Here is a 13,353-nt window from a genome sequence, read left to right on the forward strand (position 1 = left end):
GCAGCCGCACAGGGATGAAAAGCCATGAAAGTCGCGATCTTTAACATCGCTAAAATCTTGAGCGGGGACCTCACCTCACCATTTGCCGACGGCGACACCTTGGTCATGGAGGACGGAAAGATCGTCGCGATTGGCAGCAACTGCTCGACAACAGATTGCGACGTCAGCATCGATGCAGCAGGGATGATGGCAATGCCCGGCCTCATCGACTCTCATGTACACATCACTTTTGGAGATTACACTCCACGCCAAAAGACGGTCGGATTTCTCGAGAGCTATATTCACGGCGGCATCACGACATCAATCAGTGCATCGGAAGTTCATGTCCCCGGTCGCCCCAAGGATCCGATCGGCGTGAAAGCACTCGCAATCGCGGCCCGTAAATCATTCGAGAGCTACCGGCCAGGAGGCATGCGGGTCCACGCCGGCTCGGTGATTATCGAACCCGGACTGACGGAAGCGGACTTTGAAGAGCTCGCCAAGGGCGGCGTTTGGCTCGCAAAGGCGGGATTCGGCGCCTTTGCTACGCCCTACGAGTACGAGCCATATGTTGCGATGGCCAAGAAGCACGGAATGATCACGATGGTCCACACGGGAGGATCATCAATACCCGGCTCGAGCGGCATCTGGGGGGATCACTTGATCAAGATCAATCCCGACGTGTCCTACCACGTCAATGGCGGCCCGATCGCGATGCCGGATCCGGATTTCAGCAGGATGGTCGATGAGAGTGAGATTGCCATGCAGGTTTGCACAGCCGGCAATCTTCGGACGACCCTGTTGGTCGCAAAACTTCTCAGAGATGCCAATCAACAACATCGACTTCTCATAGCAACGGATACCCCGACCGGAAGCGGCATTATGCCGTTGGGTATTCTGTACACGATGAGCCATCTCGCCTCGCTCGGCGGCGTAGAGCCTGAAATCGCGGTCGCAATGGCTACCGGCAATAACGCCCGGACTTACCGGCTCAACTCAGGAATTCTTGCCGTTGGGAAGGATGCCGATGTCGTTCTGGTCGACGCTTGCCTTGGCGGCTCCAAAAACGATGCGCTCGCAGCCCTGAAGAATGGCGACATCATGGGAGTCGGAGCGGTCGTTACAAACGGTATCCCCCGGTTTGTAGGACGTAGCCGAAATACCCCGGAAACGGTGCGACGAGCGAAAGTGGCTCAATCCCGTATTGTTCAGGACTACAGTGGCGCAGATCACTAATTTTGCGACATCGGGATAGCCTGCGCCATCATCTTGACTAACGTTTGATGCGAACCGAGCCAACGTGAGTCTGGGAATTGCTCGCTTAGTGCCGCTGAACCGCTATGTAACACGCGGTCACCGTGTTACTTTGCGGGGAATCTCCAGCCACGTCGCACCTTGATTCTCAAAACTATTGTGAATGAGGTTATGGACGGTCAATCAACACGTCGCACCCAATGATAAGTCAATGGCACAGAAACCAAAGAGGCTACCGCCCGCTTCGGCACCCCGAACCAGATTCGTTTCGCCATTAACAACCTCTCGCAAGGACTTGCTGAAAAAAGGCTCCGACGACTGGTTACGAGATGTCATCTATCGGCTTGTCCAGGCGCTGGGGCGGCTGACCGCATGCCGCGAAGCGTTCGGTCGAAAGCTCGGCCTGACCAGCAGCCAGTTTACTGTCTTATTTGGCGTCGCCTATAGACAGGGCGACGAAGGCATTCCGATCGCAAGCCTGTCTGCATACATCGGCTTGGCGGCAACGCACGTCACGACAGAGGTTGGGCGGTTGACCAGAAAAGGACTGCTGAAGAAGCGCCCCAATGGACGCGATGGGAGAAGCGTCTTGATCACCCTCTCCCCTGAAGGAGAGCGCGCGATCAATGAGCTTGCTCCATTTGTACGAAGTATCAACGACCTTCTCTTCGAAAACATTGAAGGGAGTGAAATCGAGGTCGTGAATGCGTTTGCTGCAAATCTCATTCAGAATTCGGAATACGCTTTAGCGGAAATTCGCGTGAGCGAAGCTGCGGATCAATCACCACTTTCCCGGACCGTTCGGCGTCAAAAGCTTGCGTAAATATTGTATCGAAGGATCTAGATTGCCCTAATAAGAGAACGGGAAGCGGTCGAAGACGTAACGGCGCCGCGGATAGCCATATAGTCTGACACCGATATGGCGGCATCGTTCGGTTACTTGCTATTCCCCCAGCGCTTAACCAAGCTATTTTCAATCTCAAACATGTCCAGCACTCGACCAATCGAGTGATCTACCATTTCATCGATCGAGTTTGGCTTCGCATAAAAAGCGGGGACCGGAGGCATAATAATAGCACCCGCCTCGGTGGCCTGGACCATTGACCGCAAATGTCCAAGGTGAAGGGGTGTCTCCCGAACCATCAACACCAACTGACGCCGATCTTTCAACGCGACGTCAGCAGCACGAGATAACAATGTCGATGTTACGCCAGATGCGATTTCGCCCAATGTTCTAATCGAACAAGGCGCCACTATCATACCCATGGTGAGGAAGGAGCCACTCGATATCGCTGCTCCGATATCCTCTGACTGATAAACAAAATCAGCTTTCGCAAATACCTCGGAAACCTTCAGATTCGTCTCGTGGACCAAAGTCACCTTGGCCGATTTGGACATGACGAGATGCGTTTCTACGTTGAGATGACTCAATGCCTCCAAAAGCCGTACGCCATAAACAACACCCGAGGCGCCGCTGATGCCAACGACGATTCTTTTTCTATCCATTTGCTTGACTGAGCTAGCTACATCGACCTGGCGGATCCAATGGGCTGACCAAAGTGTCCCACCCTGTTCATACCGTTATTCATTGCCCGCCCCTAGACGCTCGCTTTCTTTGACAATGCCTCCTTCCACTTGACTTCAATGGCCGCGGCCTCGTCGGGGAGGAGCGCAGAAGCCGCCGGATAGTCGTTAAACCAGCCAAACGGCTTGCAAGCATCGATAATCATCTTCGAATGAGACGTGGCACCGCTTTCACGATTTGCGCGAGGGATCCGTGGATCGAGTGAGGAGCTCCACGCGTTGCGAACGATATCAACCGACTCCGAGGGCTCGCACCGCGTTGTTACGGCCCACATCACATCGGCCAAATTTGACGGATCGACATCCTCATCGACCACGACAATGATGCGGCCCATATAGCTATTGGCGGCTGCAATCAACGCAGCGCGTTTTGAATGCCCGGCATACCGCTGCTTGAGTGATATAACCGTCATCAGCTGCGAAACGTGCTGCCATGCGCCCACGACGTCCGTGACGCCACAAGTTTCGAGATTGCTCCAAATGCTTGCGGCTCGAAATGGCAAGCCGAAATGGAAACGAGGAGGTTTCAGCGGAGGCGATCCGAACAGTATGGGGTTGTTTCGGTGATATACCGCATCCACACGCATGACCGCGGCGGGCCGAGTATCGGCCGCGTAATAACCGGTAAATTCACCGAAGGGCCCCTCAGGCAACGTCATTTCACTAGGTGGAAGCAACATCCCTTCAAGGATGATCTCCGCTTGCGCCGGAATCGGCAGACCTGTGATCGGCCCCTTTATGACATCTATTGGCTGACCTTTGATCGCACCCGCAAAATCAAACTCCGAATAGCCTTCAGGAAGGTACTCGAAACCAGCGATGAATAGGGCTGGATCCTGTCCGTTCACGATGACGATCGGACAAGGCTTTCCGGCGTCCCAATATTTCTTTGCGATGATCGCGCCATGCCTGCCCTGATGATCGAACTGGACTGTGACGAGATTCTTGGCATGAACTTGGACGCGATAGATCGAAGCGTTCACCCAATCACTTTCGGGATCACCCGTAACAACAAGACTTCCCGACCCTATGTACGGGCCGCCATCGTCCTTGTGCCAAGTTGGAACCGGGAAGCGATATAGATCAACATCCGCACCTTGAAAGCGGTTCTCAAAAAAGGGAGCGGTTTCAACCACCACCGGAGCGATCCGTTCCAGCGAACTACGCTTCCGCTTCCACGATTTCAGGATATCGATTGGGCGCAGGTGAGGATCCAAACCCAGTGCAAGAGCGGCGCGTTGCGGGCTCGTGGTTGCGTTCGAAAAGACTCTGTATCCGCTGTCAAAGCCAATAATTCGATCGAACAGCAAAGCTGGGCAATCGGCAGAACCTGCTGCGACCTCGGTGATCGCCCCAAGCTCGAACTTTGCGTCGGCCCCGTCTATAGTCCTGAGGGCTCCGATTTCCGCGACTCGGCCGATGAATTCCCTAAGATCTTTGTACATGTATCCCACCGCGCCAGACTTCTCGTCTCAATAATAACTACGATTAAAATGTACATCATTAACATTGATGGTCAAGAAGCTAAGCCGCGAAGCTTTCTTCCTATTTTCAAACGAAAACGCATATCAGATAGACCCTAGAGAACATCCGCACTACTCCACCAACGACTTATCCTACCAGCCGTGGAGCAGATGAGACACATCGAATGGCGTCTCTATCGGTGTACCGCTATCAAGACGACGATATCGACCAGTCGCAAACAACAGCGGCCGAGGATTATCCTGCGAAACCCGAGAGAAGTGCAGAACTTTCCCAATAAGGATTATATGATCCCCGCCATCATATTTCGTCCACAGCTCGCACTCGAGCGAAGCCAGCGCATCACGAATAACCGGAGCATCGATCACTTTTGCCTGCAAAGGATCCAGGCCTTGCCACTTATCGGTAAGCGCCTTGGCAAATCGGGTCGATAGCTCACTCTGATTCTCGCCCAAGATATTGACGGCGAACTGTTTGATGTTCTCCCACCCGTCGATCGATTTTGCATTCTTGGCCACGCTGAACAGAACGAGAGGAGGATCGATCGAAACAGAATTGAAAGAACTTACGGTCAGTCCGAGACGCTCACCATTCGACGCCTGCGCGGTGATAATCGCGACACCCGTCGGAAATAACCCGAACGTGTCCCGGAGCTCCCTCGCGGAAAACTCACCGACTGACTCAGCCGTACTCATTTATTCAATCCGGCAAGCAGGACATACTTGAGCTCGGTATACTCTTCCATCCCATGACGAGATCCCTCCCGGCCGATCCCGCTTTCTTTGACACCTCCGAATGGGACTTCGGCCGTTGAGATAGCCCCGGTATTGACCCCGACCATCCCCGACTCGAGTGCGTTTGCAACACGGAGCACGGTTCCTACGTCGCGCGCGTACAAGTAGGACGCCAGTCCGAATGGCGTCGCGTTCGCCAATTCCACGACCTCGCCTTCGCTCTTGAAACGATAGACGGGCGCCACCGGACCGAATGTTTCTTCCTTGGTGATCAGCATGTCATTTGTCATGTCTGAAAGTACAGTCGGAGCGAAGTAGGAGCCGCCCAGTGCATGCTCTGCCCCTCCCACGACGACTTTCGCCCCGAGCGCGACAGCATCGCTGATGTGACGCTTCACCTTCTCGATTGCCTTGCCGTTGATCAACGGCCCCTGCTCGATGCCATCGGCCAAACCGTTACCCACGCGCAGGCCTGCAACCCGGCCAGAGAGCTTTTTCACAAACTTGTCGTAGACGCCGTCCTGAACATAAAACCTGTTCGCACAAACGCAGGTCTGTCCCATATTTCGAAACTTCGCGGCTATGGCACCTTCCACCGCATCGTCGATGTCGGCATCGTCGAATACGATAAAGGCGGCATTCCCGCCCAACTCCAGCCCCACTTTTTTTACGGTGGATGAGGCTTGCTGCATCAAAAGCTTTCCGACCGCAGTCGACCCAGTGAAGCTGACAAATCGCACGGCTTCGTGAGAGGTCATGACCTGGCCAAGCGCAGCAGCGTCGCCCGTGATGACGTTGAACGTCCCGGCCGGAAGCCCCGCGCGTTCAGCCAACTTTGCTAAAGCAAAGGCGGTTAAGGGCGTTTCTGGTGCAGGCTTTACGACCACCGTGCACCCCGCAGCGAGCGCTGGCGCAACTTTCCTGGTTATCATTGCCGCCGGAAAATTCCACGGAGTGATTGCAGCAACCACGCCCACTGGTTGTCGGCTTACAACGATTTGCGCGTCCAATCGATGAGTGGGAATTGTCTCACCATACAGCCGCTTGGCTTCCTCGGCATAGAACTCAATAAACGAAGCAGCGTAGATGATTTCGCCCTTCGCCTCTTCAAGTGGCTTGCCTTGCTCACTGGTGAGGATCGCCGCGAGATCATCCTTCGCGGCAATGACTAGATCAAACCATCTACGCAGGATAGCTGAGCGTTCCTTGGCCAATGTTTTTGACCAACTGCGAAATGCGCGGTCCGCCTGCTCGATTGCCTGCGCGCACTCCTCAGCACTAAGGCTAGGAACGCGGGCAATCACTTCACCGGTCGCCGGATTCAGCACTTCCTTGGAAGAAACGCCGATCCAATGACCACCGACGAAACACTTGTCGACCAGCAAACCGGCATCTTTTAAGTGACTCACCGTCGTCATTTCATACGCCTCGCTCTGCGGAGTTTACGATCGAGCTCACTTCGACAAATGAAGCGCTTTATCAACAAGGCTCGTTGCCCGCCCAAAGTCATACGAACGGTACATATTCTGCTTCACGAGGAAGGACGCACCGCCATAGAACTTCTCATATTGCTGATGACGATTTCCGAATTCCGATCCGATAAAATCCCAAGCCAAACGCATAAGCGCAATTCGGTCTTTGGCATTTGAAATACCCGACCCCATGTAGCGATCGACATCAGGCGCGGTGACCGAACTTTCCAGATCCTTTGCCGAGGACGGGAGACTGATCATGGCAGCTCCCGTAAGCTCGCGAATAATATCAATCATTCGTGGATTGATTTCCGACTGAAGCGCCATCACCGCGTAGAGGGACGTCTTGGAGGGCCAGACGACGCCATTCTTATCAATCGTCGCCGTGGTTTCCTGAGCTTCTAGCATCGTTTCAACGATCTGAACCAGCGCGGCTAGTTCACCCATCTGAACCTGCACAGGAGGCGCGGAATCATTTCCCGTCGTCTCGTTCATGCGCTTCGCGAGCCCCATCATGAAACGGAGCTTCGTCGCGTACCGTGCTTGCGCCTGGAGATTTCCGTAGGAATGCGATGGCGTCTTCCACCATTGATCTCTGCAGATCTCCAGATTGCGATAAATGAAGACATGCTCCCAAGGCACGAAGACATTATCCAAGACGACAAAGCAGTCGCTCTCATCGAAGCGAGAACTTAACGGATGATCGAACGAGTTGCTTGCTTGAAGCGCGAATGGCCTGCGCGGGTACAATTTAAGCCCCGGGGCGTTCATCGGAATCGCGATACCGATCGCATAGTTTTCATCACCAGGCTGCAAGGGATGAATGCAGCTTAGATAAAGGTAGTCGGAAAAGACTCCTGCCGTAGCCAATTGCTGTGCACCCGCGACGACGATTCCACCGTCCTTTTCCTTTACAACGCCGGCATACAGTGTGGGATCCGCCTGCTTATGCGCCGGCTTCGAACGATCAATCTGAGGAGGGACGATCGCATAGGTCGCCCACAGATGATTCTCTCTCAGGTGTTCGTAGAAGCGAACCACGTTGTCGGCATATTGCTGACCACCGGCAGCGAATACTTCGGGAACGGCGGCATAACCACAGAAGTAGCCCGCGACATGATCTGGCGTTCGGCCGATCATACCAAAGGTTGCCTCGGACCAGGTCTCAGACGCGAGACGCTTCTTGCGCAGGTCATCCAGCGAACGAGGAATTTGATAGGCCCTCAAGACAGGACCGCCAGATGTGGGCGATGTAAATGTCATGCGCTCGCGCATCGAAGAATCGGCGGCGATGTCATACAACCGCGCCGCAGATCGCGCGGCCTCAGCGAATGCAGGATGCTTCGTGACATCCTGCACTTTTTCGCCATCTACGTAGACGGCCCTGCCGTCATCCAACGAGCGCAAATACTCCGAGCCGGTGCGAAGAGCCACTGATCGGGACTTCGTATTGCTGGCGCTGGATGAATTCTCAATCGTTTCGGCTGACATTTCGCGACTCCCGCCTTCGTGAACGACAATAAATAGCTACAGTCTGTAGCTATTTATTGTATGCAATTGGGCGGATGTCAATCTGCACGCCGAGATTTTCGAACAGCTGAGGCGAACAACCCGCGAGCGGGACAGAGAGCCGCACGGTCAACCCGCGAACAGGATTGAACACGCGGATAAAAAAGCCCGCCGCGACGGAACACCGTCTAACGGCGGGCTGATCTCAGGGACTTCCGCTGAGGATTGCGCCCCAGCGAGAACACCTAAGGCATCAAGACTTCTGTGCAGCGGCCTTCGACTCTTCGTAGCTCATGCCCCCGACCCGGGCGTTAAGTCGTCCGCGGTTCGCCACGCAGAAGATGAGAGCAATTTCATCCGGAAGCGGCGAGTCTGGCAGAACGACGCTAAAGCCATTGTAGTGCGAGCGAACATAAACGTCGGTGACCGCATTCATCGGAATGTCGATAGGCGCGCCCGGCACGGCAACCTTCGTAAAGGAGGATATCCAAGCGGGCGACCCAGGAATTCTTTCACGGAACGGAGTCGCAAACGTGGTGGTTAGAAGCGCGTTTGCGTGCTCTTGCTCACCGGCCAATCCCACAATGCCGCCTTTCCCGTACGCTTGAATTTCCTCGTTTCCGAAGACTTCTGCCATGCGTTTGGCCATGATAGCCCCAACGGAACTGCTGACCTCGACCAGGGGCGCGAGATCCTCAACAAACCGCCCCACAAAGGGATTTTGCACGACAGCCACAACGGCCGCGCGCCTGATAAACTGCTCGGAAACGCGGCCGGCCTCCTCGAATTTGTCCTCAACGATCGTGCTGATCCGGCGAACATTAAGTTGCATAGCCTCGTAACTCCAAGATTGTATTATTGACAGATTGTTTGACAAAACTGCGATTTGGGGAGAATTTCCCCACCGCCGACCGACTGTCAAGCTATTCCTTTGGAGAACGCGATGAGGACTAAAACGCCAACGATCCTATTCTCAGAAATGACACCTCCGGCTCCCCTCAAGGATCGCTTTAACCGGTGGTACGATGAGCATCACATTCCGGTGCGAATGAAGGCGAACGGCTTTTTAAGCGCTCAAAGATACCGGATGGGCGATCAGGATAACTATCTTGCCGTCTACGAAATGACGGGGCCTGACGTGCTAAAAAGTGAGGAATACCAAAAGATAAAGAGCCAGCCTTCTGCTGAAACCAGCGAGATGTTGAAGGCTGTGTCAGGCTTCACACGCTACCTTGGGAATCAGATATCCGTACGCTTCAGTGACGCGAATTTTATCGACGCGCCGGTTCTCTACCCGGTTTTCTTCGAAGTTCCGGAAGACCGGAGTGAAGAATTCGACGCTTGGAACGAAGAAGATCATCTTCCCCTCTTGATGGAAGACGAGCGTTGGCTAGGCGTGAGGAGATTCGATATCTATGATGGCGAACCAAATCGCTTCACTCGTTTAGCACTCCATTATTTGTCTGACCGCTCTGCACTCGAGTCAGATGCCAGAAAGAGGGCACGTACTACCCCTTGGCGGGATCGGCTTGCCGCAGAGCCTTGGTTTAAAGGGCATTACTTAGTATTTGACCGGCTGGGAAATCGGTTTCGGGGACAGAATGAATAGCAACGACGAAGATGGTCTGCGATTAACACAGTCGCCAGTTTTGCTCCGGCAGTTGGCAGCGGACACCCTTCGTAAGGCGATCCTAGCGGGCAACCTGAAGCCGGGGGAACGTCTTGTTGAGGCAACGCTTGCAAAGCGGATGGGCGTGAGCCGCCCATCGTTGCGCGAAGCCTTGACGCAGCTATCTGCTGAAAAGCTTGTTACCATAACACCCAATCGCGGCCCCGCTGTTGCGAGTATCGGCTGGGACGAGGCCGAAAATATTTACGAGGTCCGCGCCCTACTCGAGGCAGAAGCCGCCAAGAGCTTCGCATTGCATGCGACACCCGACAACATCAGCTCAATGAGGCAATGCTTGCGCGAATTTCAGCGCGCCATACCAAAGAAGGACGCGGATCAACTATTGAGGTCGACCAGCGAATTTTACTCCATCATGCTGCGCTTTTGCGGCAATCCGATCATTGGTGAAATTCTTGGCGGCCTCAATGCACGAATTAGCTTTTTACGTGCGCGTTCGATGTCGCAACCAGGAAGATCTAAGCGATCACTCGCCGAGATGACCGCTATGCTCGATGCATTCGAAGATCATAATGTCGCGAAAGCGCAGCAGGCCTCTCTTGAGCACGTGCGTAACGCAGCTATGGCAGCCAAGCAGTCGTTCTTCGAGGTTTCGGAGATGAACGAGACCAGCCGAACCAATCGGCGAGCGAGGAAGATAGAGAGCTCCTTTTCTTAGCTCGGAGATCGACAGCTACCAGCACTGTCCCCTCCTGCCGCCGGCGCGGCCTGTTGCCCACGGCGATCTCTACGAATTCCGCACCGACAAGCTGAAGCCGGACAGGCGCCGCCGACTCTTGCCGGGTGGGAAGCCGCGATCGCCCCGGCGCAGGAGTGCACGGCGCATTTGGTGATCAACATGTATGCGCTCGATGGGCCACCCCGGATCACCCACATCTGGAGGTTCGAAAGCCTGGCGCAGCGAGCGTCGCTGCGAAGCAACGCCTTTGCCACCGGCGTCTGGCCTCCGAAGGGTGGACCGGACAACGTCCTCGACGTGGTCTCGGTGATTACAATGCCGGAGGGGAATCATCAGGCAGCACGGCTACTCCGCGGCCATGCCGGCCACCGCACAAATTCGATATGGCCGACGATAGAAGATCGAGATCGCAGGGCAGAGATATCAATCCAATCTGGGCTCGGGCTGAAAGGCGGCAATGACGGTACCAACAAAGAGAATGCCAACAGAAACCCACAGGCCGGCACGAATGCCGTTGGGTCCATCCGAGAGGGCACCACTGAGTACAGGGCCGATGCACTGACCAATGCCGAAAGCAATCGTCAGCGCCGCAATCGCTGACGTCCATGCGTGCGGCTTGGCAGCCCTGCGCGCAAATGATGTGACCGCGGCAATGACCGCAAGCATCGATCCGCCAAAAAGAATTGAAGAGAGATAGGCCGCTGTAGGACCATGCCACAGGAGTGGTAGCGCCGCTCCAATCATGACGGTGCCAATGGTTGCGCTGGCCCCCCAACCGCCACGCAAGCGGCCGAGTATCGGGCCCCAGGCGAACGCCGCGGCGATTGAAGAGAGACCAAGGATCGTCCAAAACGCTGTGATCGAAGCGCTGTCAAATCCCTCGCTGATACGAAGGTGAGCGATGATGAACGTCGCATAGGCGATATAGCCCGCACCAAAGAGCGCGTAAGCCACCAACTTCCACGCCATGAATCGAGCCGACCAGCCGCCTCGCGCTATGTTGACTTTGTAAGACGTTTCAGGCGCCCGGCTCAACACAAGCCAGCCGTAAATTGTCGCCGCCACTCCCAGGGCGCCGAGAACAAGCCAGCCAACACGCCAGCCCATCGCGAGCAGTGGCGGGACCGCAAGCGCCGACGCCGTGATGCCGATCCCCGCTCCTGCGAAGTACACTCCCAGCAAGGTCGGCGCGCGTGACCGCGATCCGCCAGCCGCCGCCGCAGATGTAATACCCGCACCCGCGACGAAAGCGATTGCCCCCGTCAACCCGGCCATCAGTCGCAAAGCCAGCAACGCTGCAAAATTCCCAGTCAGACCGGAAGCCCCAATTGCAACCGCGGTCAGCAGCAGGCCGAACTTGAACGCGACCTTATCACCGAAGCGGCGCCCAATCGGCGCCGCAATCAGCGCACCCGTTAGATAACCAGCCGCATTGGCTGTATTCATCGATCCAGCGTCAGCAAAGCTCCAGCCCAGATCGGCCCGCATCGGCGGAAGGAGCAGCGCATAGGCGAACCGCCCGAGCCCGAGCGCAATGGCCGGGCCCATTGCCAAACCGAACACGACCCACAGCGGCGTTAGAGTGTGCGATACGTGATGCTCAGGTGCCAAAGTGGCAGTGCCGGGTTGAAGCGTTGGTTTCTCAGAGCGCGGTTCGTTGAGCGCGGCGGAGCCGTTGCTATGGAATGAATTGCCGTCGTCGCTCATCGAAATATCTCCGGTGCCTTCCGACTGTGTGCGGGGATTGGTGATTGTCAGCCCTCTTGCGAATGTCGTCTCCGGGCTACGCAAGATCGCACACGCTGCACGCCGCTGACATTCAAGTCATTTCGGCGCGTATTGCATTTCACCGTTGCCGAACGACCAATCCTCGCGAGCAGTATCACTAAGGCCGATCATCACGTCTTCCTTTCGGACTCCGGCCCGCGCGTGGCAACCTTCAGCGATTGCGCGATAGAAGGCCTTCTTCACCTCGGTCGTACGTCCAGCAACCCAAAAAAACCTGAATAAAAATGATATTCGACGTGTAATTGACGCCCAAATATCCTTCCTGCGGATAGATAAGCTCGCCGTCCCCATGCTGCGTGAAGATCTGGAATTTGTCATGCTGCGGAACATTTGCAGTGTCGACCATCGCGGAATAGATGACATCGCTAATGATGCTGCACTGCTCGGCAGTGTACTTCTTGCTGAGATTAACTCTGACTAAAGGCATCGCTCGGCTCCTTATGAGGTTACAAAAGTTAGTGTTCGGCGCGGTCATCGTCGCGTCTAGCACTGTCGTTGGCTTCGCTCGAGAAGCGGCTTCCTATGATCTCCACCATAGCTGCACCCTTCTATTGAGGTATATACCCGTATATTCAAAATGAAGTGCACCACCCACGCAGCCGTGGGTCACCGCGCGGTAGACAAGCCGCTATTTATCTTAGCTAACACGTTGAACACCGCCTGCTTGTCAGCGCCGCCCAATACAGCGGTCAGCCTCGACTGCGCTTGCGCCCAGAGAGGCAGCGCTTTGGCGAGTGCGGTTTTTCCCTTCGCTGTGAGACGCACAACTTTACTGCGTTCATCTGCTTCACCATCGACGAGGCGTACGAAGTTCTCGCGCTCCAACACCTTGAGGTTTCTTCCAAGCGAACTCCGATCAAGCTCAACGATGCGCGCAAGTTCGCTAATAGTAGGCTCCCCTGCGTTGGACAGACGTCGCAGGACACGAAACATCGTAATCTTCAAACCCGACGGCTCAAGTATGCGATCGTAAATCTCCGTCGCCGCCTGTGCCGCTTGGCGCAGGCTCGTACACACACATGGCTCGAGATCGTTATTCATATTACGGGTATATACCTATATCACAATAAGTGCAACCACGCGTACTGCTTGATTCAATCACGGCGCCGCAAGGCGTCGCTATGATTGACTTGTCGTCAGGGGTGAGTGATCCCGTGCTCCTACCGAGTCGTCTCAGTTTGACCC

General features: G+C 55.2%; 14 protein-coding genes and 1 pseudogene. 5 read left to right on the forward strand and 10 right to left on the reverse strand.

What is annotated here, in order from left to right; translation table 11 throughout:
- The first annotated feature begins 24 nt into the window (after positions 1-24).
- Positions 25-1,215, forward strand: a complete 1,191-nt coding sequence (locus ACZ5C3_RS22865) for an amidohydrolase family protein (protein ID WP_464033279.1) — start codon at positions 25-27, stop codon at positions 1,213-1,215.
- 229 nt (positions 1,216-1,444) lie between these two features.
- Positions 1,445-2,056, forward strand: a complete 612-nt coding sequence (locus ACZ5C3_RS22870; RefSeq protein ID WP_464033280.1) for a MarR family winged helix-turn-helix transcriptional regulator — start codon at positions 1,445-1,447, stop codon at positions 2,054-2,056.
- A gap of 113 nt (positions 2,057-2,169) precedes the next feature.
- Here ACZ5C3_RS22870 and ACZ5C3_RS22875 read toward each other — a convergent pair whose 3' ends face one another.
- The 6 genes from ACZ5C3_RS22875 to ACZ5C3_RS22900 all read right to left on the reverse strand — a co-directional run bounded on the left by ACZ5C3_RS22875 (position 2,170) and on the right by ACZ5C3_RS22900 (position 8,846).
- Complete coding sequence (locus ACZ5C3_RS22875) at positions 2,170-2,739, reverse strand: UbiX family flavin prenyltransferase (RefSeq protein WP_464033282.1); 570 nt, start codon at positions 2,737-2,739, stop codon at positions 2,170-2,172.
- 92 nt (positions 2,740-2,831) lie between these two features.
- Positions 2,832-4,262: a UbiD family decarboxylase gene (locus ACZ5C3_RS22880; protein WP_464033284.1), complete on the reverse strand. Its 1,431-nt coding sequence runs from the start codon at positions 4,260-4,262 to the stop codon at positions 2,832-2,834.
- Between the two features lie 171 nt (positions 4,263-4,433).
- Complete coding sequence (locus ACZ5C3_RS22885) at positions 4,434-4,994, reverse strand: flavin reductase family protein (protein WP_464033286.1); 561 nt, start codon at positions 4,992-4,994, stop codon at positions 4,434-4,436.
- The gene (locus tag ACZ5C3_RS22890) at positions 4,991-6,451 is read right to left on the reverse strand and encodes an NAD-dependent succinate-semialdehyde dehydrogenase (protein WP_464033288.1); all 1,461 of its coding nucleotides are present in this window, start codon (positions 6,449-6,451) and stop codon (positions 4,991-4,993) included. The genes ACZ5C3_RS22885 and ACZ5C3_RS22890 overlap by 4 nt, the downstream gene beginning before the upstream one ends.
- Positions 6,452-6,487: 36 nt before the next feature.
- The gene (locus ACZ5C3_RS22895; RefSeq protein ID WP_464033290.1) at positions 6,488-7,996 is read right to left on the reverse strand and encodes a 4-hydroxyphenylacetate 3-hydroxylase family protein; all 1,509 of its coding nucleotides are present in this window, start codon (positions 7,994-7,996) and stop codon (positions 6,488-6,490) included.
- Positions 7,997-8,267: 271 nt separating this feature from the next.
- Positions 8,268-8,846, reverse strand: a complete 579-nt coding sequence (locus ACZ5C3_RS22900) for an amino acid synthesis family protein (RefSeq protein WP_464044292.1) — start codon at positions 8,844-8,846, stop codon at positions 8,268-8,270.
- 111 nt (positions 8,847-8,957) lie between these two features.
- Between ACZ5C3_RS22900 and ACZ5C3_RS22905 the strand changes: the two genes are divergently transcribed.
- The 3 genes and pseudogenes from ACZ5C3_RS22905 to ACZ5C3_RS22915 form a co-directional block, all read left to right on the forward strand.
- Complete coding sequence (locus ACZ5C3_RS22905) at positions 8,958-9,623, forward strand: hypothetical protein (RefSeq protein ID WP_464033293.1); 666 nt, start codon at positions 8,958-8,960, stop codon at positions 9,621-9,623.
- Positions 9,616-10,359, forward strand: coding sequence for a GntR family transcriptional regulator (locus tag ACZ5C3_RS22910; protein WP_464033295.1), 744 nt, complete (start codon positions 9,616-9,618; stop codon positions 10,357-10,359). The genes ACZ5C3_RS22905 and ACZ5C3_RS22910 overlap by 8 nt, the downstream gene beginning before the upstream one ends.
- A gap of 138 nt (positions 10,360-10,497) precedes the next feature.
- A pseudogene (locus tag ACZ5C3_RS22915) lies at positions 10,498-10,587 on the forward strand (NIPSNAP family protein); the annotation flags it as partial.
- 216 nt (positions 10,588-10,803) lie between these two features.
- Here ACZ5C3_RS22915 and ACZ5C3_RS22920 read toward each other — a convergent pair.
- The 4 genes from ACZ5C3_RS22920 to ACZ5C3_RS22935 form a co-directional block, all read right to left on the reverse strand.
- Positions 10,804-12,087: a YbfB/YjiJ family MFS transporter gene (locus tag ACZ5C3_RS22920; RefSeq protein ID WP_464033296.1), complete on the reverse strand. Its 1,284-nt coding sequence runs from the start codon at positions 12,085-12,087 to the stop codon at positions 10,804-10,806.
- Between the two features lie 117 nt (positions 12,088-12,204).
- Entirely contained in the window at positions 12,205-12,351 is a 147-nt protein-coding gene (locus ACZ5C3_RS22925) for a tautomerase family protein (RefSeq protein WP_464038407.1), read from the reverse strand.
- The gene (locus ACZ5C3_RS22930; RefSeq protein WP_464038478.1) at positions 12,320-12,595 is read right to left on the reverse strand and encodes a tautomerase family protein; all 276 of its coding nucleotides are present in this window, start codon (positions 12,593-12,595) and stop codon (positions 12,320-12,322) included. The genes ACZ5C3_RS22925 and ACZ5C3_RS22930 overlap by 32 nt, the downstream gene beginning before the upstream one ends.
- A gap of 179 nt (positions 12,596-12,774) precedes the next feature.
- On the reverse strand, positions 12,775-13,209 hold the full coding sequence (locus tag ACZ5C3_RS22935) for a MarR family winged helix-turn-helix transcriptional regulator (RefSeq protein WP_464033297.1): 435 nt from the start codon (positions 13,207-13,209) through the stop codon (positions 12,775-12,777).
- Between the last annotated feature and the right edge of the window lie 144 nt (positions 13,210-13,353).

Source organism: Afipia dichlorophenoxyacetatis, from assembly GCF_055386385.1.

Excerpts from the sequence above, each read along its gene's own strand:
- ACZ5C3_RS22865 (WP_464033279.1), top strand. The coding sequence starts at position 25 with ATGAAAGTCGCGATCTTTAACATCGCTAAAATCTTGAGCGGGGACCTC.
- ACZ5C3_RS22870 (WP_464033280.1), top strand. The coding sequence starts at position 1,445 with ATGGCACAGAAACCAAAGAGGCTACCGCCCGCTTCGGCACCCCGAACC.
- ACZ5C3_RS22875 (WP_464033282.1), bottom strand. The coding sequence starts at position 2,739 with ATGGATAGAAAAAGAATCGTCGTTGGCATCAGCGGCGCCTCGGGTGTT.
- ACZ5C3_RS22880 (WP_464033284.1), bottom strand. The coding sequence starts at position 4,262 with ATGTACAAAGATCTTAGGGAATTCATCGGCCGAGTCGCGGAAATCGGA.
- ACZ5C3_RS22885 (WP_464033286.1), bottom strand. The coding sequence starts at position 4,994 with ATGAGTACGGCTGAGTCAGTCGGTGAGTTTTCCGCGAGGGAGCTCCGG.
- ACZ5C3_RS22890 (WP_464033288.1), bottom strand. The coding sequence starts at position 6,451 with ATGACGACGGTGAGTCACTTAAAAGATGCCGGTTTGCTGGTCGACAAG.
- ACZ5C3_RS22895 (WP_464033290.1), bottom strand. The coding sequence starts at position 7,996 with ATGTCAGCCGAAACGATTGAGAATTCATCCAGCGCCAGCAATACGAAG.
- ACZ5C3_RS22900 (WP_464044292.1), bottom strand. The coding sequence starts at position 8,846 with ATGCAACTTAATGTTCGCCGGATCAGCACGATCGTTGAGGACAAATTC.
- ACZ5C3_RS22905 (WP_464033293.1), top strand. The coding sequence starts at position 8,958 with ATGAGGACTAAAACGCCAACGATCCTATTCTCAGAAATGACACCTCCG.
- ACZ5C3_RS22910 (WP_464033295.1), top strand. The coding sequence starts at position 9,616 with ATGAATAGCAACGACGAAGATGGTCTGCGATTAACACAGTCGCCAGTT.
- ACZ5C3_RS22920 (WP_464033296.1), bottom strand. The coding sequence starts at position 12,087 with ATGAGCGACGACGGCAATTCATTCCATAGCAACGGCTCCGCCGCGCTC.
- ACZ5C3_RS22930 (WP_464038478.1), bottom strand. The coding sequence starts at position 12,595 with ATGCCTTTAGTCAGAGTTAATCTCAGCAAGAAGTACACTGCCGAGCAG.
- ACZ5C3_RS22935 (WP_464033297.1), bottom strand. The coding sequence starts at position 13,209 with ATGAATAACGATCTCGAGCCATGTGTGTGTACGAGCCTGCGCCAAGCG.